At 72.0% G+C, this 26,523-nt stretch carries 22 protein-coding genes and 1 pseudogene; 12 read left to right on the top strand and 11 right to left on the bottom strand.

Annotation, left to right across the window (positions count from 1 at the left end; genetic code table 11):
• Positions 1-70: 70 nt before the first annotated feature.
• Together JKV81_RS11875 and JKV81_RS11870 are read left to right on the top strand one after the other, a co-directional pair.
• Positions 71-691 carry a TetR/AcrR family transcriptional regulator gene (locus JKV81_RS11875; protein WP_129266544.1) on the top strand — a complete coding sequence of 207 codons (621 nt, stop codon included), beginning with the start codon at positions 71-73 and terminating at the stop codon, positions 689-691.
• Between the two features lie 26 nt (positions 692-717).
• Positions 718-2,376, top strand: coding sequence for an acyl-CoA dehydrogenase family protein (locus tag JKV81_RS11870; protein ID WP_202075730.1), 1,659 nt, complete (start codon positions 718-720; stop codon positions 2,374-2,376).
• Between the two features lie 59 nt (positions 2,377-2,435).
• On the opposite strand, the gene JKV81_RS11865 is transcribed toward JKV81_RS11870, so the two are convergent.
• From JKV81_RS11865 to JKV81_RS36695, 3 genes are read right to left on the bottom strand one after another with little or no spacing between them, the layout of a single operon-like run.
• Positions 2,436-3,461 (bottom strand): DUF389 domain-containing protein, encoded by a 1,026-nt coding sequence (locus JKV81_RS11865; protein WP_236056363.1) that lies wholly within the window; start codon positions 3,459-3,461, stop codon positions 2,436-2,438.
• Positions 3,462-3,507: 46 nt separating this feature from the next.
• Positions 3,508-5,400 carry an alkyl/aryl-sulfatase gene (locus JKV81_RS11860; RefSeq protein WP_129266541.1) on the bottom strand — a complete coding sequence of 631 codons (1,893 nt, stop codon included), beginning with the start codon at positions 5,398-5,400 and terminating at the stop codon, positions 3,508-3,510.
• A gap of 21 nt (positions 5,401-5,421) precedes the next feature.
• Positions 5,422-5,787, bottom strand: a complete 366-nt coding sequence (locus JKV81_RS36695) for a DUF2254 family protein (RefSeq protein ID WP_241748648.1) — start codon at positions 5,785-5,787, stop codon at positions 5,422-5,424.
• Between JKV81_RS36695 and JKV81_RS36690 the strand changes: the two are divergent.
• Positions 5,722-6,090, top strand: a pseudogene (locus tag JKV81_RS36690) (SpoIIE family protein phosphatase); the annotation flags it as partial. The gene JKV81_RS36695 and the pseudogene JKV81_RS36690 sit on opposite strands and share 66 nt — an antisense overlap.
• A gap of 322 nt (positions 6,091-6,412) precedes the next feature.
• Here JKV81_RS36690 and JKV81_RS11850 read toward each other — a convergent pair.
• A complete protein-coding gene (locus JKV81_RS11850) occupies positions 6,413-6,805 on the bottom strand; it encodes an SHOCT domain-containing protein (RefSeq protein WP_202075728.1) in 393 nt (130 codons plus the stop codon).
• 147 nt (positions 6,806-6,952) lie between these two features.
• Positions 6,953-7,966: a LuxR family transcriptional regulator gene (locus tag JKV81_RS11845; protein WP_307820524.1), complete on the bottom strand. Its 1,014-nt coding sequence runs from the start codon at positions 7,964-7,966 to the stop codon at positions 6,953-6,955.
• Between the two features lie 121 nt (positions 7,967-8,087).
• On the opposite strand from JKV81_RS11845, the gene JKV81_RS11840 reads away from it, so the two are divergent.
• Positions 8,088-10,958, top strand: coding sequence for a M4 family metallopeptidase (locus JKV81_RS11840; RefSeq protein WP_202075724.1), 2,871 nt, complete (start codon positions 8,088-8,090; stop codon positions 10,956-10,958).
• 148 nt (positions 10,959-11,106) lie between these two features.
• A complete protein-coding gene (locus tag JKV81_RS11835; RefSeq protein WP_202075721.1) occupies positions 11,107-12,330 on the top strand; it encodes a metallophosphoesterase in 1,224 nt (407 codons plus the stop codon).
• Between the two features lie 101 nt (positions 12,331-12,431).
• Here the strand turns inward: JKV81_RS11835 and JKV81_RS11830 are convergent, their stop codons facing one another.
• Positions 12,432-12,914, bottom strand: coding sequence for a MarR family winged helix-turn-helix transcriptional regulator (locus JKV81_RS11830; RefSeq protein ID WP_129266536.1), 483 nt, complete (start codon positions 12,912-12,914; stop codon positions 12,432-12,434).
• Positions 12,915-12,997: 83 nt separating this feature from the next.
• Between JKV81_RS11830 and JKV81_RS11825 the strand changes: the two genes are divergently transcribed.
• Together JKV81_RS11825 and JKV81_RS11820 are read left to right on the top strand one after the other, a co-directional pair.
• Positions 12,998-13,924: a quinone oxidoreductase family protein gene (locus JKV81_RS11825; RefSeq protein ID WP_202075719.1), complete on the top strand. Its 927-nt coding sequence runs from the start codon at positions 12,998-13,000 to the stop codon at positions 13,922-13,924.
• A gap of 88 nt (positions 13,925-14,012) precedes the next feature.
• On the top strand, positions 14,013-15,236 hold the full coding sequence (locus JKV81_RS11820) for an FAD-dependent monooxygenase (protein WP_202075717.1): 1,224 nt from the start codon (positions 14,013-14,015) through the stop codon (positions 15,234-15,236).
• Here the strand turns inward: JKV81_RS11820 and JKV81_RS11815 are convergent.
• Entirely contained in the window at positions 15,163-16,038 is an 876-nt protein-coding gene (locus JKV81_RS11815; RefSeq protein WP_202075715.1) for a helix-turn-helix transcriptional regulator, read from the bottom strand. The genes JKV81_RS11820 and JKV81_RS11815 overlap by 74 nt on opposite strands.
• A 162-nt stretch (positions 16,039-16,200) precedes the next feature.
• Between JKV81_RS11815 and JKV81_RS11810 the strand changes: the two genes are divergently transcribed.
• Entirely contained in the window at positions 16,201-16,980 is a 780-nt protein-coding gene (locus JKV81_RS11810; protein ID WP_202075712.1) for an SDR family NAD(P)-dependent oxidoreductase, read from the top strand.
• A 95-nt stretch (positions 16,981-17,075) separates the two neighbouring features.
• Here the strand turns inward: JKV81_RS11810 and JKV81_RS11805 are convergent, their stop codons facing one another.
• Positions 17,076-17,957 carry an alpha/beta hydrolase fold domain-containing protein gene (locus JKV81_RS11805; protein WP_202075709.1) on the bottom strand — a complete coding sequence of 294 codons (882 nt, stop codon included), beginning with the start codon at positions 17,955-17,957 and terminating at the stop codon, positions 17,076-17,078.
• 133 nt (positions 17,958-18,090) lie between these two features.
• The gene (gene asnB / locus JKV81_RS11800; RefSeq protein ID WP_129266531.1) at positions 18,091-19,638 is read right to left on the bottom strand and encodes an asparagine synthase (glutamine-hydrolyzing); all 1,548 of its coding nucleotides are present in this window, start codon (positions 19,636-19,638) and stop codon (positions 18,091-18,093) included.
• 79 nt (positions 19,639-19,717) lie between these two features.
• On the opposite strand from asnB, the gene JKV81_RS11795 reads away from it, so the two are divergent.
• Entirely contained in the window at positions 19,718-20,488 is a 771-nt protein-coding gene (locus tag JKV81_RS11795; protein WP_202075707.1) for an IclR family transcriptional regulator, read from the top strand.
• 171 nt (positions 20,489-20,659) lie between these two features.
• A complete protein-coding gene (locus tag JKV81_RS11790) occupies positions 20,660-21,316 on the top strand; it encodes a YceI family protein (protein ID WP_129266529.1) in 657 nt (218 codons plus the stop codon).
• A gap of 33 nt (positions 21,317-21,349) precedes the next feature.
• Here the strand turns inward: JKV81_RS11790 and JKV81_RS11785 are convergent, their stop codons facing one another.
• The gene (locus JKV81_RS11785; RefSeq protein ID WP_202075705.1) at positions 21,350-22,369 is read right to left on the bottom strand and encodes a GlxA family transcriptional regulator; all 1,020 of its coding nucleotides are present in this window, start codon (positions 22,367-22,369) and stop codon (positions 21,350-21,352) included.
• Positions 22,370-22,440: 71 nt separating this feature from the next.
• On the opposite strand from JKV81_RS11785, the gene JKV81_RS11780 reads away from it, so the two are divergent.
• Positions 22,441-23,793 carry an MFS transporter gene (locus JKV81_RS11780; protein ID WP_236056362.1) on the top strand — a complete coding sequence of 451 codons (1,353 nt, stop codon included), beginning with the start codon at positions 22,441-22,443 and terminating at the stop codon, positions 23,791-23,793.
• Here the strand turns inward: JKV81_RS11780 and JKV81_RS11775 are convergent.
• Positions 23,770-25,089, bottom strand: a complete 1,320-nt coding sequence (locus JKV81_RS11775; protein ID WP_202075701.1) for an aminotransferase class I/II-fold pyridoxal phosphate-dependent enzyme — start codon at positions 25,087-25,089, stop codon at positions 23,770-23,772. The two genes, JKV81_RS11780 and JKV81_RS11775, sit on opposite strands and share 24 nt — an antisense overlap.
• A 47-nt stretch (positions 25,090-25,136) precedes the next feature.
• Between JKV81_RS11775 and JKV81_RS11770 the strand changes: the two genes are divergently transcribed.
• Complete coding sequence (locus JKV81_RS11770; protein WP_202075698.1) at positions 25,137-26,438, top strand: MFS transporter; 1,302 nt, start codon at positions 25,137-25,139, stop codon at positions 26,436-26,438.
• Positions 26,439-26,523: the final 85 nt, after the last annotated feature.

The raw sequence follows: 26,523 nt of genomic DNA, 5'->3' as shown, positions 1-26,523 counted from the left end.
TTCTCCAGGGGTTCCGAGCCGGGGGACACCGGCCCTGTCGGGAAACTATGAATGATGGTTCACTTCTTCCATGGCCTACCGCAAGACCCCTGCCGAGATCCGCCGCCTCGAAGCGGCCCGGGAGCACCTCGTCGCCCGCGCCACCGAGGTCGTCGCCGAGGTGGGCTGGGCCCACGCCTCCGTGACGGCGGTCGCCGACGCCGCGGGAATCGCCGCCGGCTCCGTCTACCAGCACTTTCCGTCCAAGGCGGCGCTCGCCGTCGAGGTGTTCCGACGCGCCGCGGGACGGGAGGTCGACGTCCTCAGCGATGTGCTCAAGGGCTCCGGCGACCCGGTCGAGCGGCTCGCCGACGGCGTCCAGGTCTTCGCCCGGCGGGCCCTGGAGAACCGAGGGCTGGCCCACGCGCTGCTCGTCTCCCCCGCCGAGCCGGCGGTCGGAGCCGAACGCCTCGACTTCCGCCTGCGCTACCGCACCCTGTTCGCCGAGGTCATCCACGAGGGCATGCGGGACGGCCTGCTACCGCCCCAGAACGGGGAGGTGACCGCGGCCGCCCTCACCGGCGCGATCGGTGAGGTCCTCGTCGCCCCGCTGGGGACGCCGGAGGAGGACGGCACCGGCGAACTGCTGGAAGAGCTCACCGCCATGGCGCTGCGCTGCGCCGGCGCCGCACCCGCGACGCCCCGTCCCTGACCCTGCCCTTCACATCGGAGAGATCCATGCCCGCAGACCAGGCACCGTACAGCCGCCCGGGTTCGACGACCCACGAAGTGACCAACCAGCCCCCGCCGCTGACCGGGCATGACGTCGCCGACGACCCGGTGCTGATCGAAGGCGTACGCCGCGAGGGCGCCGAGTGGCACCTCGACGCCCTGCACCGGCTCGGCCGCCGGGCCGGCAGCGAGGAAGTGCAGCGCTGGGCCGACGAGGCCAACCGCTACGAGCCGGTGCTGCGCAGCCACGACCGCTACGGGCATCGCGTCGACGAGGTCGACTTCCACCCCTCGTACCACGCCCTGCTGGACGTGGCGATCAGCGAGGGTCTCGCCGGTGCGGCCTGGGCGGACGAACGCCCGGGGGCCCATGTGGCCCGCGCCGCCGGGTTCATGGTGTGGAGCAGCGCCGAGGCCGGTCACGGCTGCCCCGTCTCCATGACGTACGCGGTCGTGCCGGCCCTGCGCCACACCCCGGATCTCGCCAAGACGTACGAGCCGCTGCTCACCAGCCGCGTTTACGATCCGGGCCTGCGCAGTCCCGCCGGCAAGCGCGGGCTCCTGGCCGGCATGGGGATGACCGAGAAGCAGGGCGGCACCGATGTGCGCGCCAACACGACCACCGCGTCGGAGCGTCCGGACGGCAGCTGGCGGCTGCACGGGCACAAGTGGTTCACCAGCGCCCCGATGAACGACCTCTTCCTCGTGCTGGCCCAGGCACCCGGCGGCCTCTCCTGCTTCCTTGTACCGCGGGTCCTCCCGGACGGCAGCCGGAACACCTTCCGCATCCAGCGGCTGAAGGACAAGCTGGGCAATCGCTCCAACGCCAGCAGCGAGCCCGAGTTCGACGACACCGTCGCCTGGCTCGTGGGTGCGGAGGGCAAGGGCGTACGGACCATCATCGAGATGGTCACCATGACGCGTCTGGACTGTGTGCTCGGCTCGGCCGCCGGCACCCGCGCCGCGCTCGCCCAGGCGGCACACCACGTGCGGCACCGCTCGGTCTTCGGCGCCAAGCTCATCGACCAGCCGCTGATGCGCAACGTGATCGCCGATCTCGGCCTGGAGTCCGAGGCCGCGACCACTCTCGCGCTGCGGCTGGCCGGGGCGGCGGACCGTGCCCGGCGTGGCGACGCACAGGAACGTGCCTTCCTCAGGCTCGCCACGGCCGTCGGCAAGTACTGGGTGTGCAAGCGCCAGCCCGCCGCTGTCGCCGAAGCCCTGGAATGCCTCGGCGGCAACGGCTACGACGAGGCGTCCGGCATGCCGCGCCTCTACCGTGAGGCCCCGCTCAACGGAATCTGGGAGGGCTCGGGGAACGTCAACGCCCTGGACATGCTCCGCGCGCTGACCCGGGAGCCCGAGTCCCTGGACGCCTTCCGTACGGAGGTCGAGTCGGCCGCCGGGGCGGACCGCAGGCTGGACACCGCCTGGCGCGAACTCCAGGCCGAACTCGTCCTGAGCGAGGACGCCCCGCTCCGGGCCCGCCGTGTCATCGAACGCGCGGCGCTGGTCCTCCAGGGTTCCCTGCTCGTCCGCCACGCCCCCGCGGCGGTGGCCGACGCGTTCTGTGCCTCTCGGCTCGCCGGCGACCGCGGCCTCGCTTTCGGGACGCTCCCGCCCGGGACGGATTTCGCGGCTCTGCTGGGGCGTCTGCCACGCTGAGCCGTGCGGGCGGGAGCGCGCCTGGCCCGGCCGACCCACGTGCAGGCATGGGCCGTTCGTCATCGCTGCCGGTCAGCCGTGCTTCGCGTTCCGCACCGTACAGGTGTCGGCCGGGCACCAGTGCGTCCGGCCGCCCACCAGGTGGAGTTCGAGGTCCGCGTCCGCCATTCCGTCACGGTCGAGGGCGGCGCGCAGCGAGCTGGGGGCGGGCTGCGGCGGGAGCCCCAGCACCCCGATGACGACAGTGCCGTTGCGCGCCTCGACCGAGGCGTCCTGCAATGGCGGGTCGCCGCCCACCGTTCGGCGACCGGTCTGGCGTCCGCCGCGAGTGCGCGATCCCGTGCCACGGTCACCGTGCCGCTCGTCAGGGGCACGGCGACCAGCACGACGACGCACGCGACCGCCGCGAGAGTCCATCCGCGGAACCTGCCCACCCGCAGTCCCGATTCCTGCGCCGCGCCCCGGATCCCGTACACGAGGAACACGACCGTTCCGGTCGCCACGATCGCGGCCACGTTCGTCCCGAAGAGCAGGGCCGACTCGGCCGCGTCGTGATAGCGGCCGACCGTGATCAGCAGCCCCGTCACCGCGAGGGGCGGCACCAGCGAGATCGCGATCGCCACCCCGGGCAAGGTGTCGGAGATGTCGGCGCGGACGAGCGCGAAGGCGCCGACCGTGCCCGTGGCCAGAGCGGCCAGCAGATCGATGAGACGGGGGGTGATCCGGGACGACACCTGGCTGTTGGAGGAGAAGGCGTCCGGCGGTGAGACGATCCAGCCGAGCAGCATGCCGATCGCCACCACCGCCAGCGCTCCTCCGAGCACCAGAAGCACGCACCGTACGACCTGTGACCGGTCGGCGAGGACGAGCGCGAGGGCGCTGCCGAGGATGGGGGTCATCAACGGAGCCACGATCATCGCGCCGATGACCGTGGCCGTCGAGTCCCCCACCACCCCGGCGCTCGCGATGACCGAGGCGAGCACGAGCAGCCCCCAGAACCGCGTCGAACTCGGGCTCCGCAGCCGCCGCTCGATGAACAGGGCCTCCGTCATCCGGTGGACCGCGGTCACATCGGCCGACGCCATGGCCGGCCCCCCTTCACTGATTCGGCATGCCCTCGGTGACGGTGGGTCAGGGGGTGACGATCGGGAAGTCCTGGTCACCCGGGTCGAGCACGGCCGCGAGCCGGCCGAGCACGGAGGCGTCGCCTTCGACCTGGATGCCTGCCTCGGTGAGACGCTCCGGTGACAGGCTGCCGAGGGCCAGTGCGGGCAGGGACCGGGCGTCGGTCCGCAGGGTGACGTCCGCCGTCCCCTTCTGCGGCGCCGCGGAGTACGTGAGGACCCCGTTGGTCAGCCGGAGCCGGTACCGCTCGCCGGAGTCGGTGAGGTGGACGTCGATGCTGAGCGTCTCCCCCCATGCCTTCGGGCCGTCGATCTGGACCGCGATCGCGTCGAAGAGCATGGGCGGCGTGAGGTTGGCGATGACGTCCGGGGACGCCGCGACCGTGGGGGTGCCGAACTGCCCCTGCCGCAGCTCGGTGGCACCGGACAGATAGAAGTTGCGCCAGGTGCCGTTCTCCGAGCCGTAGCCGAGCTGCTCGTAGGTGTCGGCGAGCAGCTCGCGCGCCGCAGCGTGGTCCGGCTGGGCGAACACGACGTGGCTCAGCACCTCGGCGGCCCACCGGAAGTCGCCCTCGCCGAAGGAGCCGCGCGCCTTGTCGACCACGGCGTCCGCCCCGCCCATGAACGCCACGTACCGCTTGCCGGCCTCGACGGGGGTGTGCTGCCACAGATGGGCCGGGTTGCCGTCGAACCATCCCATGTAACGCTGGTAGATGGCCTTGAGGTTGTGGCTCACCGAGCCGTAGTAGCCGTGGGTGCTCCACGCGTTCTCCAGCGCGGGCGGCAGCGGGAGGTGCTCGGCGATCTCGGTGCCGGTCCACCCCTTGTTGATCAGGCGCAGTGTCTGGTCGTGCAGGTAGCCGTACAGGTCCCGCTGGATGCCGAGGTAGCGCACCGCACGGTCCTGGCCCCAGGTGGGCCAGTGGTGGGAGGCGAACACCACGTCCGTCCTGTCGCCGAACAGGTCGATCGACTCGGTGAGGTAGTGCGACCACGCGTGCGGGTCACGGACCACCGCTCCGCGCAGGGTCAGCAGGTTGTGCAGCGTGTGCGTGGCGTCCTCGGCCGCACACAGGGCCTTGAAGTCGGGGAAGTAGATGAGCATCTCCGACGGCGCCTCCGTGTCGGGTGCCATCTGGAAGATCATGCGGACCCCGTCGACGACCTCTTCCTGGCCCGTCTCCGTGATGTCCACGGTCGGCGGGATCAGGGTGATGGTCCCGGTCGACGTGGTCTGCCCGAGCCCGGCACCGACCTGCCCCTGCGGGCCGCGGTCCAGTGCCGCCCCGTACATGTAGGCGGCCCTTCGCCCCATCGCGGTGCCGGCGTAGACGTTCTCGGACACGGCGTGGTGGATGAAGCCGACGGGCGCCAGGACGGGCAGCCGCCCGGCGTCGACGTCCTCCTGCGTGGTGACCCCCTTCACCCCGCCGAAGTGGTCGACGTGCGAATGGGTGTAGATGACGCCGGTGACCTGCCGGTCGCCCCGGTGCTCGCGGTAGAGCGCGAGGGCCGCCTCGGCCGTCTCCTGGGAGAGCAGCGGGTCGATCACGACGACGCCCGCGGTCCCTTCGACGAAGGTCACGTTCGACAGGTCGAAGCCGCGAACCTGGTAGATCCCCTCGACCACCTCGAACAGCCCCTGTGTGGCAACCAGTTGGGACTGACGCCACAGACTCGGGTTCACGGTGTCCGGCGCATCGCCCTCGAGGAACGCGTAGGTGTCGTTGTCCCACAGGGTGGTGCCGTCCCCGGCCGTGACGGCGTTCGGCTCACGCCGTCCGACGAGCCCCCGGTTCGCGTCGTCGAAGTCCTGCGTGTCGGAGAACGGGAAGCGCTGACGGATCTCCGCCTGCTGCTGAGCGGTGGACGGCTGGGCCGGCTTCGGCGTCGTAGTCATTCGACCAGATTGCCCGTTTTATCACAAAAACGCCTCGCGTCGGGGCGTGTCGATACGAATGTGCCGTCCGCTGCGGCCTCCCGCCAGGCGGTGGATCTGCACGGAGTCGGCGCCGTACTGGGTGATCTCGGAGAGGGCGAGGTCGAGCAGGGCGGCCCAGTCGGGGCGTACGACGGTGAGACGGGCGGTGCCGTCCTGGTCGTGCAGGGTGGCGGTGCCGAGCGGCCGGGTGGCGATGCGCAGCTCACGCGGGGTGCTGTCGGTCAGCTTGACGACGGCGAACGAGGCGGCCAGCAGGGCCAGCGCGGTGCGGAACATCGAGTGGCGCGGGCGCCCCCAGGAGGGAGTGGCCGCGGAGGAACCGGGCTGGATGAAGAAGATCGACACCTTCACCCCCCTGCACCGGTCCTCCTGGACCCCGACGGTTCTCCCCTTCCCCTGGACGTCCCGGAGGGACCGGCCCTCGGAGCAGGCGGCGGATCCGCCTACGCCCCTGCCACGGTCGAACTGCCCGCCGGCAGCCTGATCGCGCTCTACACCAACGGCCTGACAGCGGCGTGCGGCGGGGACACCGGCTCGCGGCTGTACCTCGAACGGGTCCTCGCTCCGGCCGAGCGACTGCTGCAGGAGCTCTGCGACACCGCCGTGCACCGCATGAAGCCCCCGCGTGACGACGACGCGGTCCTGCTGCTCGCCCGCACCCGCGCCCTGACCCACCACCAGGTCTCGGAGTGGACGCTGCCCGCCGACCCCTCCGTGGTGGCCACCGCCCGCCGGCTGGTGGACCAGCAGCTCACGGCCTGGGGTCTGGGCGAGGCCACGTTCACCACCGGGCTCGTCATCAGCGAACTCGTCACCAACGCCATCCGCTACGGCGAGGGCCCCATCCGCCTGCGCCTCATCCACGACGGAGACCGTCTGCGCCGCCTGGACCCGTGCGGTCGGCATGGCATCCGCGGGAGGGGCGCGTCGACGCGCCCGGCAGCCATCGGCACCGCTCAGGCGGAACCGCTCAGGCGAGGACCTTCGCCTTCGCCCTCTCGTACTCCTCCGCGCTCAGATCCCCGTTCCGCTTCATCTCGGCCAGCTTGGCCAGCTCGTCCACGTGCTCGCTGCCGCCCGGTCCGGCGGCCTTCCTCACGTACGAACGGAACGCCTGCTCCTGCTCCTTCGCCTCGGTGATGTCACGCTCCCGCATGCTCCGCCCCCGCAGCACGAGGTAGAGGAACACGCCGAGGTAGGGCAGCACCAGGACGACGATCAGCCAGCCCGCCTTGGCCCATCCGCTCAACGAGTGATCGCGGAACAGGTCCGTGATCACCTTGAAGAGCAGGAAGAACCACATCACCCACAGAAAGAAGTACAGCATCGTGAGAAACAGATTCAGCAGCGGGTAGTCGTCCATGCCGTGGTCCTTCCACATCATTCCGCGCCGTACGGAACCGAACCGGAACCGGATATCCCAGCGATACCGCCTCCGGACGGACCCCGCATCCCGGGCGCGGCTGACGAAGGGACCGGCCCGGCCTCACCACGGAGCGCCGTGCCGTCCTCACACGGTGAGCCAGCCCCGCAACGCCGCCTGCACGCCGGCCTGGAACCGGGTCTCCGCGTTCAGGGCGTGCATCAGGCGGGTGATGCGGCGGCGGACCGTGTGCACGTGGATGTCGAGGCGCCGGGCCATCGCCTCGTCCTTCAGGCCGGAGGCGAGCATGGTCAGCAGTTCGCGGTCCTCGTCCGTGATCCGGTCGTGCGTGACGGAGCCGATGGGCACGGCCCGCTCCCAGACCGCCTCGAACAGCGGCACCAGGGCGTTGCTCAGGAGTGAGTCGCTGACCACCAGGGCGGAGGCCGTCGGGTCCGCCGCGTCGGTCGGCGGCAGCAGGGTCACCCGCCGGTCCACCGTGATCAGTTTCGTCGGCAGGTCCGTTCCCACCCGTATCTGCACGCCCTGTACGGCCAGATCCCCCAGGCCACGGGCGCGCCCCTGGAAGCTCAGCCCCTCACGGTCCACCGCGACGCGCACCCGCACCCCGCGCCGGACCGGCTCGGCCACGTCGAGGGGTGCGGGCATCCCGTCCGGCTGGCTGGTCGCATAGGGCGGGCGGTCCAGGAGCGCCACCTCCTCACTCGCCGACACCAGCAGCGAAGCCACCCGCGCGCCGATCGCCGCACCGCCCCGGACCGTCTCGATCCCGATGGCCCGGGGGGTGTTCACGGAGCTCAGCAACTGGGCGGCGATCCGGTCGACGGAGCCCGTCAGCTCCTCCAACTCAGCTGATCTGTGCAGGATTTCGGCCTGCCGGAGGTGGATCAGACTGCGCAGCGCGGTGGAGGGGGCCACGGCGGCCGGCAGTCCGGCAGCACCTCGGGCCGGCTGGGTGAAGCCGTGCCCGGCCAGGTGGTCCAGCGCCTTCGCGACCCGGCGCGCGGTCAGCCCCAAGGACTGGGCGAGGGCCGTGCGGGTCGGGTGCCCGGGTGCGTCGAGGAGCGCCTCGTACACCCGGAGTTCGTCCGGTCCGAGCCCGAGCGCCTGCCATTGCGTGTCCCACCCGTTCAGCCCCACCTGCGGAATTCTCATCTGTCAACGCAGGCCACACAAGTGTGGACGTCCACAAGTGCGCACCCGGAACGCATTGTTCACACCGCTGTCCCAGCACTTGCATGTCCGTATCCGAAATCCGTTCATGCAGCGATGGCACCGGAGGGGCACCGTGCGGAGTTCAGCACGCAAGAGATCAGCCAGACCAGGACAGGGTTCCGGCAGTGTGATCATCGGCCGGGGAACGGCCGCGGGGCTGCTGGTGACGGCGGTACCGGCCGCCCAGGCGGACACCGCCACCGCGGCCGCCACGTCCGAGGTGACGCCGGGTTCGGAGACCGACACCCCGTCGCTCGTCACCGGACTCGACGAGGACACCACCGCCACCGGCACCGCGGCCGACGCCGCCCGCGGTCACCTCGGGTCCAGGAAGGGCCGCAACCACATCGCGGACACCTCGGCGAAGGAGCTGGCCTCGGCCGGGACCATGACCGACAAGGGCGGCAAGGAGACGGTCCGCCTCCAGCAGAAGTACCGGGGTGTCGAGGTCCTGGGCGGCCAGTACCTGGTCCGGATGGAGAAGAAGGGCGGCAGGCGCACCGTCACCGGGACGTCCGGCAACTACTTCACCCGGCTGAAGCCCGGCACGGTGACGCCCGAGATCTCCGAGAAGACCGCGATCGAGCGTGCGGTCGGCGCCGTCTCCTGGCAGTTGGGCGGAGGCCTGCTGCGCGCCCCGGCCAAGGGCGGGAAGCCGGGTGGGCACAAGCTCGCCGGCACGGCCGAGGGCGTGACGATCCTGCCGCAGGGCACCGGCGTGCTGACCCGGCGGATCACCGTCACCGGTGTCAGCCCGGTCGACGGGCAGCCGGTGAAGCAGCATGTGTACGTCGACGCGCACTCCGGCTTCCCGGTCCTGCAGTACAGCGACATCAAGACGTTCGGCGCGACGGGTACCTCCGCCGCCGGCACCGGCGGGACGGGCGCGGCTCCGGAAGCGCCGGCGGCCGCCGCCGATCAGCTCGTCGTGAAGGGCTCCGGCACGCGTTACGACGGCGAGAAGGTCGAGCTCAACCTGTACAAGGACATCAACGGCGAACTCCAGACGATCGACTACGGGCGTCGGGCCCCCGACTCCCCGTACGCCGGCCCCATGCTGTCGACGTACGACGCCCGCGGCCGCGAGGTCGCCTCGGCGTCCGGCAACTGGCCGTCCGGGATCAAGACGTTCCGCCCGGCCTCGCCCGAACTCGGCCAGGAGTACACCGACTCCGGCGCGGTGGACGCCCACTGGGCGGCCGGCCAGGTCTACGACTACTACAGGAACCACTTCGACCGGGCCGGCCTCGACGGCGACGACGGTTACATCTACTCGCTGGTCGGTGTGGTCGCCAACGGGCAGCCGTACAACAACGCCTTCTGGGACGGCGCCAAGATGGTGTACGGCCAGGGCGGCGGCGACTACCGGACGTTCTCCGCGGACACCGACGTCGTCGGCCACGAGATGACCCACGGCGTCGTCGAGCACACCGCCAACCTCGTCTACGCGGGCCAGTCGGGCGCCATGAACGAGGCGATCGCCGACTACTTCGGCAACGCCATCGATCTGGAGGCCAACCACCAGTCGATGGACGACCCGGACGCCGGGCTGCTCGGCGAGGACCTGTGCACCACGCTCGCGCCGCGCGAGTGCGCACTGCGCGACCTCAACGACGGCGCCACCACGTCGAAGAACTTCATAGGCACCACCTACCGCGGCGACAACGGCGGCGTCCACCTCAACTCCACGATCTTCTCCGGTGCGCTGTGGGACATGCGCCAGGACCTCGGCAGTGACCTCGCCGACAAGATCGTCTACCGTGCCCTGTCCGCGTACATGACCCCGCTGGACGGCTTCACCGAGGGCCGCGCCGCGGTCGTCGCCGCCGCGCGGGAGCTGGGTGCCACCAAGGCGCAGCTGAACACCGTGAAGAAGTCGTTCGACGCGCACGGCATCGTGCCGGGCTGGGAGAAGGCGCTCGGTGTGGACACCGACACCCTCCAGACAAAGGTCAACATCGCGGGGACGGGGGTCGGTGCGGGCGGCGGCAAGTACGCCGTGTCCAACTCCGACGAGGAGGGCGGCGAGCCCTACTCGGTGTGGCTGGGCAACACGTCCGGCAAGGGCGCGCCCAAGCTGATGAGCGCCAACAACGGGAACTACAACGTGTACCCGGACACCGACGGGAAGACCGTCGTGTGGACCGAGTTCGGCTCGTCCATCGTGTTCAAGGCGCGTCCCGTCGCCGGGGGTCCGGCGAGGACCATCGGCGGTCCCGGCGGCAACACCTCCGGCCTCACGGTCGACGGTGACCTCGCGATCTACTCGGTGACCGACCCCACCACCGGGGCCCAGCACGTCGGCTACATCAACATGAGGACGGGCGCCCGGAGCCTGGTCGACCCGGGGCTCCCGTACATCTCCACGGCGCTGCCGTCCGTCCGGGACGGGAAGATCGCGTACGCCAAGCTCTGGTACGAGGGCGACGGGCCGAAGCTCGGCGTGGAGGTCCTGGACACGGTCAAGGGCACCAGGACCCTGATGCCGATGGACAAGAGCACCACGGCCGGTGTCGGCCAGACCGCGATCACCGACGACGGTGTCTTCTGGATCGAGGACGCCGACGGCACCGACACCGGCCAGGCGGCCGTGCGTCGTGCGGACCTCGACGGCGCGAACGCGGTCACCCTCACCCCGGAGGCGGGAGAAGGCTCCCTCCACGCCTACTCGATGACCGCCTCGGACGACGCGGTGACCATCACCACGCTGCCCCCGGCCACGACGTGGGCCAACGACACGCTGCCGAAGCTGTTCCAGGTCTCCCCCGACGGCAAGGGCGGCGCACAGCGCATGTCCTGCAACCGCGGTGACCAGGTGTTCGGCTCGGCCGACGAGGGCAACCGGGTGCTGTGGCTCGACGGCACGACCGGCTACACGAACCTCGTGAAGCGGGACCGCCCCGCGGGCCGGTGCTGATCCGGCCGGACGCATGACGGGGAGGCGGCCGGGCTCCGGGGAGCCCGGCCGCCTCCCCGTCCCACGGTGGGGATGGGCGCTTCTGCGCGGGTACCGGGGCGACCGGTACAGTGCGCGCCGGCAGTCCCGTTGCTCGAGGAGGGGAAGCGTGACCGACACCAGCGAAGCCAGATCCGCGGACGGTGCGGCTCAGGGGGCCCGGCAGAGCGGGCTGAGCCGCCTGATGCGCTACGTCCCGATGATCGCCCCCGTCCTGCTGTGGGCCGTGCCCTGCGTGGTGCTCCTGTACGCAGGACAGCACTGGCCGCTCCCCGTGACGCTGGGCGGCACCGCGCTGTTCGTCATCGGTCTGGTCGTCATGCCGCTCGCGATGGTGCGCGGCCACGGCCGGCGGCAGCAGGACCGGGCGGCCGTCGTCGGGGACACGCTCCTCGGGGCGAGCTGGGTGCTGTTCACCTGGTCCGTCCTGCTCGGCGTCCTGCTGCGCCTGGCCCTGACCGTGGCCGGCGTGGGCGACGGGCAGAGCCGGGCCCGGATCGTGGGTTACGTGGTCCTCGGCGTGGCCGCCGCGCTGCTCGCCTGGGGGTACCACGAGGCCCGCCGGGTGCCGCGGGTGCGCCAGGTCGACGTACAACTCCCGCGTCTGGGGCCCGGGTTGGACGGCACCCGCGTCGCCCTCATCACGGACACCCACTACGGCCCGCTCGACCGCGCCCGCTGGTCGGAGCGGGTCTGCGAGACGGTGAACTCCCTGGAGGCGGACCTGGTCTGCCACACCGGCGACATCGCGGACGGCACGGCGGAACGCCGTCGCGCCCAGGCCGTCCCGCTGGGCACCGTGCGGGCGACCCGGGCCCGGGTCTACGTCACCGGTAACCACGAGTACTACAGCGAGGCCCAGGGCTGGGTCGACCTGATGGACGAGCTCGGCTGGGAGCCGCTGCGCAACCGTCACCTGCTGGTCGAACGCGGTGGCGACACGCTGGTGGTCGCCGGCGTGGACGACGTCACCGCGGAGTCCTCCGGGCTGGCCGGCCACCGCGCCCACCTCGCCGGGGCCCTGGACGGCGCCGACCCCGACCTGCCCGTCCTGCTCCTGGCCCACCAGCCCAAGTTCGTCGACCGGGCAGCGGCGGGCGGTGTCGACCTCCAGCTGTCGGGCCACACCCACGGCGGCCAGATCTGGCCGTTCCACCACCTCGTCCGCATCGACCAGCCCACCGTCGCCGGCCTGAGCCGCCACGGCACCCGCACGCTCCTCTACACCAGCCGGGGCACCGGCTTCTGGGGCCCGCCGTTCCGCGTCTTCGCCCCCAGCGAGATCACCCTGCTCGTCCTCCGCTCACCTCAGCAGCCTCCCGCACAGCCCTGACGAGCCGGCCCTGGCTCCAGCCGTCCGTGACGTGGTGACCCACCTCGCGGGCGGCTTCCGTCTGCCCGCGCGTGCCGAGGACGGCAGGCGGTCCCCCGGGTTCAGGCGGTGCCGCGCGCCGGGCGCTCGGGGCGCGGCACGGCCGGCAGGGGCGGGGAGAGGAGGGGCTCGAGCAGCTGAGTGAGCTGCGCCCGCTGCCCCGGATCGAGCCTGCCGGTGGCCGGCGCGAGGACGCGCCTGATCTCCTCGTTCAGGCGCTCGGTGAGCTCACGTCCGGCGTCGGTGATCAGGACGACGACCGCGCGCTTGTCCTCGGGGCTGGTGCCGCGTGTCAGCAGCCCACGCCGTTCGGCGCGGGCGATGAGACCGGACAGGGTCGACTTGTCCAGGCCCAGGAAAGCCGCGAGGTCGCTCATGCGGGGGCACCGGTCGCGCACGATGCCGAGCACACGGAGCTGGGTGAGGGACAGGTCGTGCTCGGCACCGATGCGGGTGAGCACGCCCATGACCTGGAAGGCGCTGCGGACCAGGCCGTCGATCAGGTCGTCCGTGGTGCCGTCGTCCGGGGAGTCGTGGGGAGCCATGCAGGCCACCCTACTTGACATTGTTTGCATTACCAACAACTCTAGTGGTGATTGGTAATGCAAACCATCTGGAGGAGTCCCTCATGCATGCTGCGGTCATCACGGCGTACGACGCACCGCCCGCCTACGGCGAGCACCCCGAACCTATGGCCCGGGGCGAGCACGAGATGGTCGTGGACGTCCTCGCGGCGGGCCTGCACCATCTGACCCGGTCCAAGGCGAACGGCACCCACTACTCCGCCACCGGCGTCTTCCCGCTGGTGCCCGGCGTCGACGCTGTCGTACGCGACTCCTCGGGCCGCCTGCGGTACGCGGTCCTGGACGACACGAACCTCGGCACCTTCGCGGAGCGCACGGTGATCGACGTACGCCGGAGCGTCGTCCTGCCCGACGAGGTGGATCCCGTACGGATCGCCGCCGCGATGAACCCGGGCATGTCCTCCTGGGTCGCCCTGCGGCGCCGCATCGCCTTCCGTGCGGGGCAACGGGTTCTCGTCCTCGGCGCCACCGGCAGCGCCGGACGCATGGCGGTCCAGGTCGCCAAGCGGTTCGGCGCCGCCCAGGTGTTCGCCGCCGGCCGCGACACCACGCGGCTCAAGGCGCTGCCCGGCCTCGGCGCGGACCGGGCACTCACCTTCGACGAGATCGCCGCCGCGGCGGACGTCGATGTCGTCCTCGACTTCGTGTGGGGCGCTCCCGCCGCCGACGCCATGCTCCCGATGCTCACCGCCCGGGCCGACCGCTCCGCCCCGCTGACCTGGGTCCAGATCGGCTCCATGGCGGGCGCGTCCGCCCCGATCCCCTCCGCGTCACTGCGCGCGGCCCGGCTGGAGATCGTGGGAAGCGGTATCGGCTCCGTCCCTCCCCGCGACTTCATCGCCGAACTGCCGGAACTGGCGCAGGCGGTGACCGAGGGCGCCCTCGACGTCCAGGCCCGTGCGGTGCCGCTGGCCCGGATCGCCGAGGCCTGGTCGCAGGGGACCGGCGAGCGCCTGGTCTTCGTCCCCTGATCCCCCGGCCGGCTTCCCACCTCATGGGGTCCGGCTGCCTGCCGCCCTTCCAGCCGGCGGGCAGCCGGCCGAAGACAAGGAGTGAGTCATGCGGAAACGGGCGCTGGTCGTGGGCCTCGGCATCGCGGGTATGTCCGCGGCCTCAGGTTTACGCCGGGCCGGATGGACGCCGGTGATCGTCGAACGGGCACCCGAGCGCCGCACCGGCGGCTACTTCATCAACCTGACCCCTGAGGGCATGCGGGCGGTCTACGACCTCGGGCTGGACACCCTGCACACCCGTAACCCGGAGCGCGGAACCACCTGGTCGCTGAACCGCCGGGGCCATCGCAGGCCCGCCCTGGGCTGGCTCGACCTGCCGGGACGCCCCACCGCGATGGTGCGGGGCGATGTCGAGGCCGCGCTCTGGCAGCGGATCCGGCCGGACGGCGGGAGCGGGGAGAGCGGGGTCGAGGTCCGCTTCTCGACGGCACCCGTGGAGATCGTCGACGACGGCACCGTGGTGGAGGTCGAGCTGGAGGACGTCTCCACCGGGCGGCGCTCCCGCGAATCCTTCGACCTGGTCGTGGGCGCGGACGGACTGCGCTCCACCGTACGGCGCCTCGCGTTCGGGCCCCATGAACGCTTCATGACCACGTGGAACGCGATGATCTGCGCTTTCCCGCTGCCCGGACAGGCCCCGTCGTTCGGTGCGCAGGACAGTGTCATCAGCGCCCGCTCCGGGCGCGCGGTGTGGGTGTTCGGCCTGGCGGACAGGGCGCCCACCGCGCTGCTGACGTACTGCACCAAGGACGTCGGCGCACAGTTCACCGGCGACCGCACCGAGCGGCTGCGCGACGTGTTCGCGGACATGGACCATCCCGCCGTGCGCCATGTCCTGGACGCGCTGACGACCACGACGGACTGCCTGTTCGACTCGGTGCACCAGGTGAAGATGGACCGGTGGAGCACCGGACGGGTGCTGCTCGCCGGCGACGCGGCGTGGTGCCTGAACCTGTTCTCGGGCATGGGCACCACCGCCGCCCTGAGGGGCGGAGCGGAACTCGGGCGCGTCCTCGCGGAGCACCCCGACGACCTTCCCGTCGCGCTGGCCGCGTGGGAAGCCCGCCTGCGCCCGTTCATCACCACCCATCAGCGCCTGGCACGGCTGAAGCACCAGTGGTTCGTACCGACCAACCGCGCCCTGACCGGAGTGCGTACGCTCGTACTGCATCTGGCGGTCAACGCCAGGCGTGCCGTCACCGAGGCGCGGCTCCTCCGGGCCGCCGCTCCGGCAGCGAGCGGCGTTCGACGAGGAGCTGCGTCCCCATGACGTCCAGGAGTGCCAGGCGTTCGGCGTCCTCCGTGCCGGGCCGGGCCGTGTAGACCATGATGCGTAGGTCGCTGCCGGCGGCGCTGAGGACGTCGCAGTCCAGGGTCAGGGGGCCGACGTCGGGGTGGTCGACGGTTTTACGGGCGGCGCTGTGCTCGCCGACTGCGCCTGACTCCCACAGGGTGTCGAAGTGGGCGCTGCGGTGGCGCAGTTCGTCGATGAGGGCGCGGAGGTTCGTGTCGTCGGGGTAGCGGCCGGCGGTGCGGCGCAGATCGGCGACGTACGCGGCCTGGAGTGCGCCCCTGGACTCCGGGGTGTGACGTACGCGGCTGTGCGGGTCGAGGAAGTTGCGCCGCACCGCGTTGAGGTCGGCGCCCTGCCACTCCCCCATGAGCGCGGTGTACAGGGGGTTGGCGAGCAGTTGGGTCCAGGCGGCGTCGAATACGGCGACGGGCGTGCCGGCCAGGCGGTCCAGCATGTGGTGGACGCCGGGGGTGATGTGCTGCGGGATCGTGCCGGGGCCCGGCGGGGCGAGGCCGGCCAGGCGGAAGAGGTGGGCGCGTTCGTCCTGGGTGAGGCGCAGGGCGCGGGCCAGGGCTTCGACGATCTGGGGCGAAGGGTGGGTGGCGCGTCCCTGTTCCAGCCGGACGATGTAGTCGGCGGAGACCCCGGCCAGCTGGGACAGCTCCTCGCGGCGCAGACCGGCGGCGCGCCTGCGCGCGCCCACGGGCAGGCCGACGACCTGGGCCGGGGTCTGATCACGCCAGTGGCGCAGGGCCGTGCCGAGTTCCGTGGTCGCCATGCCTCCGATTGTGGCAAGCGAGGGGTGGCCTGTCCTGGTACCGGCGTTCCCAGGACAGCGGGTCTGCTGGCTGAGCAGGCGTTTCCCGCCGACCATGGGGGCATGTGCCGGCGCGGTGTCGTCCCGGGCGCCCAGGCCGGCACCCGAAAGGAACGGACCCCCATGGACAAGCTCGCCCTCGTCACCGGCGCCACCTCCGGCATCGGCAGGGCCTTCGCCGACCGCCTCGCCGCCGACGGTCACGACCTGATCGTCGTCGGCCGCCGCAAGGAACGCCTCGATGAGTTCGCGGCCTCCCACCCGGACGTCACGGTCCGGGTCGTCGCCGCCGACCTCTCCACCGACGCCGGCATCGACACCGTGGCGGCCATCGCCGCCGCCGAGCCGCTGACCGTGCTGGTCAACAACGCCGGCGTCGCCCACTACATGCCCCTGGCCGAACTGCCCGCCGACAAGGCCCGTGAGCTGATCCACGTCAAGGTGCTCGCCCCCACCCTGCTCACGCGCGCCGTGGTCGCCGGTATGCAGGAGCGCGGCGAGGGAAAGATCATCAACGTGGCCGGAATGATCGCTTTCAGCGGTCCCGCCGACCCGTCCGTCATGCCTCCCCGCGCCGTCTACGCGGGCAGCCTGGCCCATCTGGTCGCGATGTCCCAGACGCTCAGCGCCGAACTGGAGGGCACGGGTGTCCAGGTCCAGGTGCTGTGCCCCGGCATCGTCGCCACCGAATTCCACGAGCGTCAGGGCCTCGACATGAGTGTGGTGCCGCGTATGAGCGCCGAGGACGTCGTCACCGCCGGCCTGCGCGGACTCGAACTCGGCGAGGTCGTGTGCGCCCCCGGCGTCGAGGACGCCCACCTCCTCGACGCCGTCTCCCGGGCCGACCTGGCCGCCTTCGGCGCGCAGAGCCCGGAACTCGCCTCCCGCTACCGGGCCGGCTGAACCGGGGCCCGTGCCGCGCGGCCTCGGCCCTTCGACGCCCGAACCGCGTCGAACGCTGACACCGGCAGCCGGCGAACCTCCCGGCACACCGCCCCTCACCCGGAGCCGGCGATCCACTCCGTGATGCGCTCCAGCACGCGCCTGCCCGTCGGGTTCTGCTCGGACAGGATCGTGACCTGGAAGACGTGCGGCATGGCCTCGTACACCTCGACGGAGACCTTCGTCCCGGCAGCGGAGGCCGCCTGCGCGTACCGCAGGGTGTCGTCCAGGAGCGCCTCGGCGGACCCGACCGTGAAAAGCAGGGGCGGAAGGCCGTCGAGGGCGCCGTGGATCGGTGACTGCGGGGCCCGGCCGGGGTCGGCGTCGCCCAGGTACTGGCCGATGAGGCGGGTGAGCAGGGCGCGGTCGACGCCCGAGTCGCCGGCGGCGTTGTCGTCGATGGACGGGCTGGACAGGGTGAGGTCGGTGATCGCGGAGTTGGCGACGACGGCGGCCGGGAGCGCGGTGCCGGAGTCCTTGAGGGCGAGCAGCGCGGAGAGCGTCAGCGTGGCACCGGAGGACTCGGAGAAGACGACGATCTTCGCAGCGGGCACCCCCTGGTCCAGCAGGCTCCGGTACACGGCGACCACGTCGTCCAGCGGCGCCGGGTAGGGGTGGGCCGGGGCCAGGCGGTAGTGCACGACGAGCACCGGACGGGCGGTCGCCCGGGAGATCCGGTGAGCCGTCAGGTTCATCAGCTCCGGCATGCGGTGCTCGAACCCGCCCCCGTGGACGTAGAGCACCACACCTTCCTCGACGGACGCCCCGCCCGCCGTCACCCAGACCGCGGGCACTCCCCCGCTCTCCGGCAGGACCGGGCTCAGGTCGGCGTCGGCGGGCAGCGCGAAGGACCGGCTCCCCAGGCTGGCCAGCTCTGCCATGACCGCCGCGGCGGCTGTGGTGGGGTCGGGCTCGGCGGGGATACGGGTGATGTCCATGAGGCAGAGACCTATCAGGGTCTCATCGGCGTCGGCAACGCATTTGACCGTCGCTCCGAGGACGGAGGAGACCTGTCCGACCGTCCATGAGGGGCACGTGGACGAGGAGTTGGAAGGCACCTCCGAGCGCCACTCAGCCCGTGGCGAACCGTGTGATCACAGCCTCCGGGCGGACGTCCGGCAGGGTGTTCCGGAACGTACGGTAGTAGCCGAGCTCCTCCTTGCTGCGCAGTTCCGGCACCCCGTCCCGCGCCACCTCCGCGGCGAACTCCCCGTCCGTGATCCGGCTGTTCCAGAGGGGGCTGAGCAGACTCTCCGCTCCGCTGCCCGTGCCGAACTGCTCCTTGCGGCGCCACAGCAGACGGTCCGGCAGCCGGCCTGCGAAGGAGCGGCGCAGGTGCCCTTTCTCCATGCCGTTCTCCTCGAGCAGCTTCATGTGCGGGGGCAGGGACATGGCGTGGGCCACGACGTCGTGGTCGAGGAAGGGGACCCGGGCCTCCAGGCCGTGGGCCATGGTGACGCGGTCGCAGCGCTGGAGGTTGAGCCCGTGCAGCGCGCCCACGGTCCGGCGGAGCTCCGCGTCCAACTGCTCCGGGGAGGTGTGCTGTTCGTGGTAGTAGCCGTAGCCGGCGAAGAGCTCGTCCGCGCCTTCCCCGGTCAGTACGACCTTGACGTGCCGTGAAGCCAGCTCGGACAGGAACCAGTTGGGGACGGCGCTGCGGATGAGGCTTGCGTCGAAGGACTCCACACACGCGACCACGTCGTCGAGCACCTTCTGTGCCGCCTCGGCGTCGAGCAGCGCCTCGTGGTGCTCGGTGTCCAGATACGCGGCGGTCTCCCGGGCGGCGAGCAGGTCCGGGGAGCTCTCGGTGCCCACGGCGAACGTCCGCAGTCTGCGTCCCTGCCGGGCGTACGCCTCGGCGGCGACGGAGGCCACGATGCCGGAGTCGAGGCCGCCGGAGAGGAACACACCGACCTCGACGTCCGCCATCAGGTGCCTGCGCACGGAGTCCGCGACGGACTCGAACGTGGCCTTCTCGACGACCTCCTGGGGAACGCCGCTCCAGTCCACCGTCCCGCTGTGCGCGGGGACCGGCTCGGCGAAGCGGTGCAGGCCGTGGTGCGGCGACCACCAGTGGCCGGGCGGGAAGGTCTCGGCGCGTGCCTGTGCCTCAGGGTCGAAGGCGCGCAGTTCGGAGGCGAAGTGGACGGCCGTGCCCGTACGCGCCCAGTACAGGGGCTTGATGCCGAGCGGATCGCGGGCGGCGACGAAGCGGCCGCCGGGTGTGGCCGCGCACAGCGCCCACATGCCGCGCAGCCGGTGCAGGCCCTCGGGGCCGTCGGTGCGCAGGACGGCCAGGGCGGCCGCGGAGTCGGAGGAGGAGCCGAAGGCATCCGCGGGCAGCTCGTCCCGCAGCGCCTGGTGGTTGTAGATCTCGCCGTTGCACACGAGCGACCAGTCGTCGGCTCCGTCCGTACCTCCGAGGGGCTGATGTCCGCCGTCGAGGTCGACTATCGAGAGCCGTCGGTGCCCGAGCCAGGTGTGGGCACCGACCGTCCGTGTCCCGCGGTCGTCAGGACCACGGTGGGCCAGCCGGTCGAGCATCTCCTCCGCGGCCGGGCAGGCGTCCTGGGTGCCGGTGTCTCCGCGGGGGCTGTGTATCGCTGCTATTCCGCACATGCCGTCGACCCTAGGGCGGCCGGGTGCGATGACGACAACGAGAGTTGCTGTATACGCACGGGTGCGCCAGGGTGGCGGCATGGTGAGCGAGAACCTGAGCAGTGTGCGCAGAGCACTGGACGTACTGCGCGCCCTGGGGCAGGGCCCCCTGGGGGTGCAGGAGGTGGCCGGGGCCGTGGGCCGGGAGAAGACGCAGGTGTCCCGGACCCTCAAGGTCCTGGCGGAGGAGGGGTTCATCGAGCGGGATCCGCGCACCCTGCGCTACCGCGTCGGCCCCCAGCTGCTGGCGCTCGCCGCGTCGGCGGGCGAGGACCGGTTGCAGCGCGAGGCCCCGTCCGTACTGCGCGAGCTGGTGCACCAGCTGGGCGAACCCGCGTACCTCACGGTGCTGTCCGGACACGGTGTGGTGACGGTGCTGACCGAGCGGAGCTCGCGCGGCCTCCAGGCGCACGAGTGGATCGGCCGCACCACTCCGCTGAACTGCACCGCCACCGGCCGCGCCCTGCTGTCCGGGCTGGCCGACGCGGAGGCCGAGGCCCTGCTGGCCACCGGGGGCGACGCGCGGCTGCCGGGGACGGACGCGGCACCCCGGGACGTACCGGCCGTGCTGGAGCGCCTGCGCACGGAGCGGGCGCGAGGGTACGCGGTGGCGGTCGAGGAGATGGAACCGGGGCTGATCGCGGTCGCCGCGCCCGTGCGCGATCACCGCGGCGATGTCGTGGCCGCGCTCAACGTGTCCGCGCCCGTGTTCAGGCTGCCGCCGGATGCGGTGCCGAAGGTGGTGGAGGCCGTCGTGGCCGCCTCGCACCGGCTGTCGGCCCGCCTCGGCGGAGGTGAGCCGGTGGCCTGAGTCCGGCCGGCGCCGCACGGCGGAGAACAGGAACGGAGAACGGGAGCAGAACGCGCCCGCCCACGCTCGGCTACCGCCGGCACGTCACCTTGTGAAGGTCTGACCAAGGATGTTCGGGTTCCTTGATCAGCTCTTGCGGGCGCCACTTACCTCAGAGTAACTAACTGTTTCATGAACCTCTTCAGCCGCAGCTCCCTCCTCCGTCGTCCGGAGCCCCGCACGGAGGAGACCTCCCCCGCCCCGGCGGCCGCAGGTACTGCTGTTCTGCCCGATCCTGGTCTGGCGGCCCTGACCGGGGAGTGGATGATCGACCCCGCCCACAGCCGGATCGGGTTCTCCGTGCGGCACGCCATGGTGACGACGGTGCGCGGCGCGTTCCTGGAGTACGAGAGCCGGCTGTACTTCGACGGGCGTAACCCGGCGCGTTCGCGGGCCGAGATCTCGCTCGCCACCGCCAGTGTCGACACCGGTGTCGAGCAGCGTGACGCACACTTGGTGGGGCGCGACTTCCTCAACGCCGCGAAGCACCCGCGCATCAGCTTCGTGAGCACCGCCGTACAGCTCATCGGCAAGGACGTCTACCGCATGAGCGGGGACCTCTCCATCCGCGGCATCACCCGTCCCGTGGTCCTGGACCTCACCTACATCGGTTACGTCACCGACCCGTTCGGCTACGAGCGCGTCGGGTTCGACGGGACCACCACCATCAACCGGTCCGACTGGGGTCTGACCTACAACGCCCGTCTGGCCGAGGGCGGCGCCATGGTGAGTGAGAGGCTCCGTCTGCAGTTCGACATCGCCGCCATCCGTACGCCGCCCGCCGCCTGACCTGTCCAGGGCCCGGGCCTCGGGCTACGGGCTTCAGGTGACCGTGCCGTCCGCCGTTCCCCTGAACGTGCAGCGGTAGGCGCGCGGTGACACCCCCAGGGCCGCGTGGAAGTGCTGGCGCAGGGCGGTGCCGGTCCCGAAGCCGGCTTCGGCGGCGATCCGGTCCACCGGCAGGTCGGTACGCTCCAGCAACTGCCGCGCTCTGTCGACGCGTTGCTGGGTGAGCCACTGCATGGGCGTGAGGCCGGCCTCCTGCCGGAAGCGCCGGTTGAACGTACGCACACTCATCGACGCGCGGTCGGCCAGCTCGTCGAGCTTCAGGGGCCGGTCCAGGTGCCGGAGCGCGTACTCCCGGGCCGGTCCCGTCGAGCACTGCTCGGGCGGGGTGACCGGGCGTTCGATGTACTGGGCCTGGCCGCCCTCCCGGTGCGGGGGTACGACGGTCCCCCGGGCCACCGCGTTGGCGACCTCCGCCCCGTGGTCGGTGCGGATCATGTGCAGGCAGATGTCGATGCCCGAGGCCACACCGGCCGAGGTGAGGACGCCCCCGTCGTCGGTGTACAGGACGTCGGCGTCCACCTCGATCTCCGGGTAGAGCGTCCGGAACTCCTCGCACGACTTCCAGTGCGTCGTCGCGCGCCGGCCCGCCAGGAGCCCCGCCGCCGCCAGGACGAACGAGCCCGTGCAGATGGACGCCACCCGCGCTCCTGCCGGGACGCGGGCCAGTGCCCGGGCCATGTCGGTGCTGATGCGGCCGCGTTCCTGCGGCTCGTAGTCCTCCTGGGCGGCCGGTACGACGACGGTGTCCGCGTTCTCCAGGGCCTCGGGGCCGACGGCCACGTTGAGGGTGAAGTCGGTGTCCGTCGGGATCACGCCCGGCCGGGGCGTGCACGTGACGACCTCGTACAGGGGTTCACCGGACGGTGAGACCGCCTGGCCGAAGAGCCGGTGCACGATCCCGAGCTCCATCGGGAGCAGGCCCGGTCGCACCAGCACCACCACCTGATGCCTGCCCCGGGGCGAAACCGTCGCCGTCGCCTTGGTCGGATCCATGGCCAGATTCTTGCAGAAGTCGTCCATCTCGCCAGTGGTTCGGCCCCGGGGCGGCGATGACGATCGAACGCATGGATGCAGTCAACGGAGTCAACGGCCTTCCGCACCGCAGCCGCCTCGGGCACCGTGCCTGGTGGGTGGCGGCTGCCGCGCTGCTCGCCATCGTCGTGGCCGGTGCCTTCTCGACCCTGCCCGGCCTGCTCACCGGGCCCCTGCACCAGGAGTTCGGCTGGTCCCGCGGGTCCATCGGGCTGGCGGCCTCGGTGAACATGGTCCTCTACGGTCTCACCGCACCGTTCGCCGCCGCGCTCATGGACCGCTTCGGCATGCGGCGCGTGGTGGTGGCCGCCCTCCTGGTCATCGCGTCGGGGGCCGGGCTCACCACCGTCATGGTCTCGGCCTGGCAGTTCACCCTGTACTGGGGCATGCTCGTCGGCCTGGGCACGGGCTCCATGGCCACGGCCTTCGGCGCCACCGTCACCCAGCGCTGGTTCGTACGGCGGCGCGGGCTGGTGACCGGGGTGCTCGCCTCCGGCAGCGTCTTCGGGCAGATGGTGTTCCTGCCCGCCCTGTCCTGGACCGTGGACCACCACGGCTGGCGCCCGTCCCTCGTCACCCTCGTGCTCGCCGCGTGCGCCACGGCGCCGCTGATGTGGCTCGTGCTGCGGGACCACCCCGCCGACGTCGGCCGCGAGCCCTACGGCGCCGACCGTGCCGCCCCGGGGCCCGTTCCCGACCCGAGCGCGGGCAGCGGTCGCGCGCCCACCGGCGGGGCGGCGCGCAGAGCGCTCGCCGTCCTGCGCGGTGCCGCGCGCACCGGCCCGTTCTGGCTGATGGCCGGCGCGTACGCGATCTGCGGGGCCTCGACCAACGGCATCATGTGGACGCACTTCACCCCGGCCGCCCACGACCACGGCATGCCCGCCACCACCGCGTCGTCCCTGCTCGCGGCGATCGGGGTCTTCAACGTGGCCGGCACAGTCGCCTCCGGCTGGGCCACGGACCGCCACGACCCGCGACGGCTGCTCGCTGTCTTCTTCGCCCTGCGCGGGCTGCTGCTGATGTGCCTGCCCCTGCTGATGAGCGCCACGGTGCAGCCGTCCATGATGGTCTTCGTCGTCGCCTTCGGCCTTCTCGATCTCGCGACCGTCCCGCCGGTCATCGCGCTGTGCCGTGAGTTCCACGGCGATGCCGGCGCCGTGGTCTTCGGCTGGGTCAGCGCCGCTCACCAGGTCGGCGCCGCCCTCGCCGCGTACGGAGGGGGCGCCGCCCGGGATGCCTTCGGGACGTACGCTCCGGTCTGGGTCACGCTCGGCGCACTCTGCGCGGCGGCCGCACTGCTGTCGTTGCTCGTCCGGCGCACCGCTGCGGCCGGGCAGGCGGGACTTTCAGAACACGCCCTAACCGCCGTAGACCGCCTGTGACTCGGCGAGGGCGTCCGCGAAGTCGGCTGCCAGGAGCGTGGATTCCTCCGGGGTGAGGGTGGCGGTGGTGACCCGCACCCCGGGCGGGGACGCGATACGGAAGCGGGTTCCCGCGGCGGTCCACCAGCCGCGGGTGCGCAGGGCGTTGACGACGGCGGACTCATCCCGGACGGGCACCCACACATTGAGGCCGCTGGCCCCGTGGGACGCGATGCCGTGCTCCTCCAGTGCCGAGCGCAGGGCGTCGCGGCGGGTGGTGTACGTACGGGACGCGTCCGCGACCAGCCGGGTCACCGCCGGGTCCGCCAGCAGGTCCGCGACGGTCACCTGGAGGATGTGGCTGACCCATCCGGAGGTGAGCAGCATCCGTCCGTCGTGACGCGCGAGGGTGGCGGGGTCGCAGGCGAGGGCGGCCCAGCGCAGGTCGATCCCCAGGTGTTTGGAGACCGTACGCACCTGGGCCCAGCGGGGCGGTCCGCCGGAGGCGAGGGTCACCGCGTCCGCGCCGGCGATCTCCGCGTTGTGGTCGTCCTCCACGACCAGGACGTCCGGAAAGTCACGCAGCACCGCGAGGAGTTCGTCCCTGCGGGCGGGGGTGAAGCGGGCGCCGAGCGGGCTCTGCCCGCGCGGGCTGCACACCAGGGCCCTGGCTCCGGCGCGCAGTGCGGTGCGCAGCCCTTCGGGGCGCAGGCCGTCGTCGTCGACCGTCACCGGCAGCATGCGCAGACCCAAGGCCGGTACGAGGTCGAGGAGATGGTGGAAGCCGGGGTCCTCCACGGCCACGGCGTCACCGGGCTTGAGCTCGGTGGAGAGCAGCCTGGCGATGCAGTCCAGGGCGCCGTGGGCGAACGTGACGGATCCGGTCGGTACGCCGTCGCGGGCGAACCAGGCGCGGACGGCGTCCTCCAGGACGGCGAACCGCGGTGCGGCACGGTGCGATCCGGACACGGGCCCCACGCTCGCGGGCGGGGTCAGCACCGGGAGGCAGGCGGGGTCGGGGTGCCCGCCGGCCAGATCGCGGAGCCCCTCGGGCACCTTGGGCGGCCGCCGCGAGGTGACGACGGGGGCGGACGCCACCACCGTGCCTCCGCGCCCTAGCGTCACGACCACCCCGCGCCCGCGCAGCTCCTTGTAGGCCGCGGCGACCGTCCCGGCACTCACGCCCAGCTCCTCGGCGAGGCGCCGCACGGGAGGCAGCGAGGCGCCCGGCCGCAGCGTGCCGTCGGACACCCGGCTTTCGACGGACGCCGAAATCTCTCTGGCCGTACCGCCCGCGATCCCATATTGTTCTGCCACAGATCACAGTTTGTACCGATACAAAAAATGTGTCAAGGGGGATTCCGATGGAACCGACGCGGAGCCGCGTGCCGTTCGTCCGGCGCCTGGCCGTTCCCGGCGGGCGTGACGGACGGCTGATGCTGGTGGTCGCCGTCATCGACAAGATCGGCACCGGCTTGTGGACCGGGGCTGCGACGCTCTACTTCCTCTACGTCGCCCATCTGTCGGTGGCTCAGATCGGCCTGCTGATGGGCCTGTCCGGCATTCTCGGCATAGCCGGGCCCCCGCTCGCGGGGCGGCTGGCCGACCGCTTCCCCGTGACACGCATCCTGCTGGGCGCCCAACTCGCCCGGGGAGCCGCGCTCCTGGCCCTGCTGACGACCGACGACTACGCGCTGCTGGTGCTGTTCTCGGCGCTGGGCGCCCTGCCGGACCGTGCGTCGAGCGTCCTGACCAAGCTCTTCGCCGCACGTGTCGCGGGACCCCACCGCATCCGCTACCAGGCGATCCAGCGCACCGCCGCGAACATCGGGTGGGCCGTCGGCGCGGCCGGGGCCGCCGCAGCGCTCACCGTGGGCACCACCGCCTCCTACCAGGCGCTCCTGCTCGCCAACGTCGCCTCGTACGTGGTCATCGGCGCCCTGACCCTGCGGTGCGCGGAACCGCCGGCCCCGAGCCGCGTCGTAGCGGGACAGTCCTCCCCCACCGGCACTCCCCGTACCCCGTCCGGTCCTTCCGGCGCCCCAGCCAAGGCGGCGACACCCTGGCGGGACCGCCGCTATCTGGCGTTCACCGGGTCGGAGATCTGGCTGTTCCTGGACGACAGCATCCTCCAGGTCGGGTTCCCGCTGTGGATCGTCCACGCCACCGACGCACCGGTCGGCCTGGCACCGCTGGTGCTCGTCCTCAACAGCGTGCTGGTCATCGCACTCCAGGTCCCGCTGTCCCGCTTCGGCGAGACGAGGACGGCCGCCCGCCGTCTGCTGGTCCCGATCGGCGCCGCGCTGTTGACAGGCGGGGTGGCGCTCGCCGTCTCGGCCGGCGGCGGTCCGTGGTTCGCCACCGGCGCCGTCGTCCTCGCGGCCGTCGCCTTCACGCTCGCCGAGATCCTCCACTCGATCGCGTCCTGGGAACTGTCCATCGCCCTCGCGCCCGGCGAGGCACAGGGCGCCTACCTCGGTGTGCACGGACTGGCGCAGTCCGCACAGCGCAGCCTCGGCCCCGTCGTCGTCGGAATCGCCGTCGGCGTCGGCCCGCTCGCCTGGCCGGTGCTCGGCGCCACCCTCGTGGCGGCCTGCCTGGCGCAGCACCGGCTGGTCCGGCCGACCGCCGTGGCCGAACCCCGCGTCGAGGCACCGGCGCACTGAACTGGCGTGCTGACAGGGAAACTTGGGGCGACCGGGTCCGCGACCGCCCGGGTCGTTCAGCCCGGGTCGTTCAGCCCGGGTCGTT

It is taken from the genome of Streptomyces silvae (assembly GCF_016745505.1).
GTDB classification, from domain to species: Bacteria; Actinomycetota; Actinomycetes; order Streptomycetales; family Streptomycetaceae; genus Streptomyces; species Streptomyces silvae.
This window is presented reverse-complemented; position numbering and strand designations above follow the sequence as displayed.

Excerpts from the sequence above, each read along its gene's own strand:
- JKV81_RS11850 (WP_202075728.1), bottom strand. The coding sequence starts at position 6,805 with ATGGACGACTACCCGCTGCTGAATCTGTTTCTCACGATGCTGTACTTC.
- JKV81_RS11865 (WP_236056363.1), bottom strand. The coding sequence starts at position 3,461 with ATGGCGTCGGCCGATGTGACCGCGGTCCACCGGATGACGGAGGCCCTG.
- JKV81_RS11825 (WP_202075719.1), top strand. The coding sequence starts at position 12,998 with ATGCATGCTGCGGTCATCACGGCGTACGACGCACCGCCCGCCTACGGC.
- JKV81_RS11810 (WP_202075712.1), top strand. The coding sequence starts at position 16,201 with ATGGACAAGCTCGCCCTCGTCACCGGCGCCACCTCCGGCATCGGCAGG.
- JKV81_RS11770 (WP_202075698.1), top strand. The coding sequence starts at position 25,137 with ATGGAACCGACGCGGAGCCGCGTGCCGTTCGTCCGGCGCCTGGCCGTT.
- JKV81_RS11815 (WP_202075715.1), bottom strand. The coding sequence starts at position 16,038 with ATGGCGACCACGGAACTCGGCACGGCCCTGCGCCACTGGCGTGATCAG.
- JKV81_RS11830 (WP_129266536.1), bottom strand. The coding sequence starts at position 12,914 with ATGGCTCCCCACGACTCCCCGGACGACGGCACCACGGACGACCTGATC.
- JKV81_RS11840 (WP_202075724.1), top strand. The coding sequence starts at position 8,088 with ATGCAGCGATGGCACCGGAGGGGCACCGTGCGGAGTTCAGCACGCAAG.
- JKV81_RS11795 (WP_202075707.1), top strand. The coding sequence starts at position 19,718 with ATGGTGAGCGAGAACCTGAGCAGTGTGCGCAGAGCACTGGACGTACTG.
- JKV81_RS11860 (WP_129266541.1), bottom strand. The coding sequence starts at position 5,400 with ATGACTACGACGCCGAAGCCGGCCCAGCCGTCCACCGCTCAGCAGCAG.
- JKV81_RS11820 (WP_202075717.1), top strand. The coding sequence starts at position 14,013 with ATGCGGAAACGGGCGCTGGTCGTGGGCCTCGGCATCGCGGGTATGTCC.
- JKV81_RS11805 (WP_202075709.1), bottom strand. The coding sequence starts at position 17,957 with ATGGACATCACCCGTATCCCCGCCGAGCCCGACCCCACCACAGCCGCC.
- JKV81_RS11780 (WP_236056362.1), top strand. The coding sequence starts at position 22,441 with ATGGATGCAGTCAACGGAGTCAACGGCCTTCCGCACCGCAGCCGCCTC.
- asnB (WP_129266531.1), bottom strand. The coding sequence starts at position 19,638 with ATGTGCGGAATAGCAGCGATACACAGCCCCCGCGGAGACACCGGCACC.
- JKV81_RS11790 (WP_129266529.1), top strand. The coding sequence starts at position 20,660 with ATGAACCTCTTCAGCCGCAGCTCCCTCCTCCGTCGTCCGGAGCCCCGC.
- JKV81_RS11785 (WP_202075705.1), bottom strand. The coding sequence starts at position 22,369 with ATGGATCCGACCAAGGCGACGGCGACGGTTTCGCCCCGGGGCAGGCAT.
- JKV81_RS11875 (WP_129266544.1), top strand. The coding sequence starts at position 71 with ATGGCCTACCGCAAGACCCCTGCCGAGATCCGCCGCCTCGAAGCGGCC.
- JKV81_RS11870 (WP_202075730.1), top strand. The coding sequence starts at position 718 with ATGCCCGCAGACCAGGCACCGTACAGCCGCCCGGGTTCGACGACCCAC.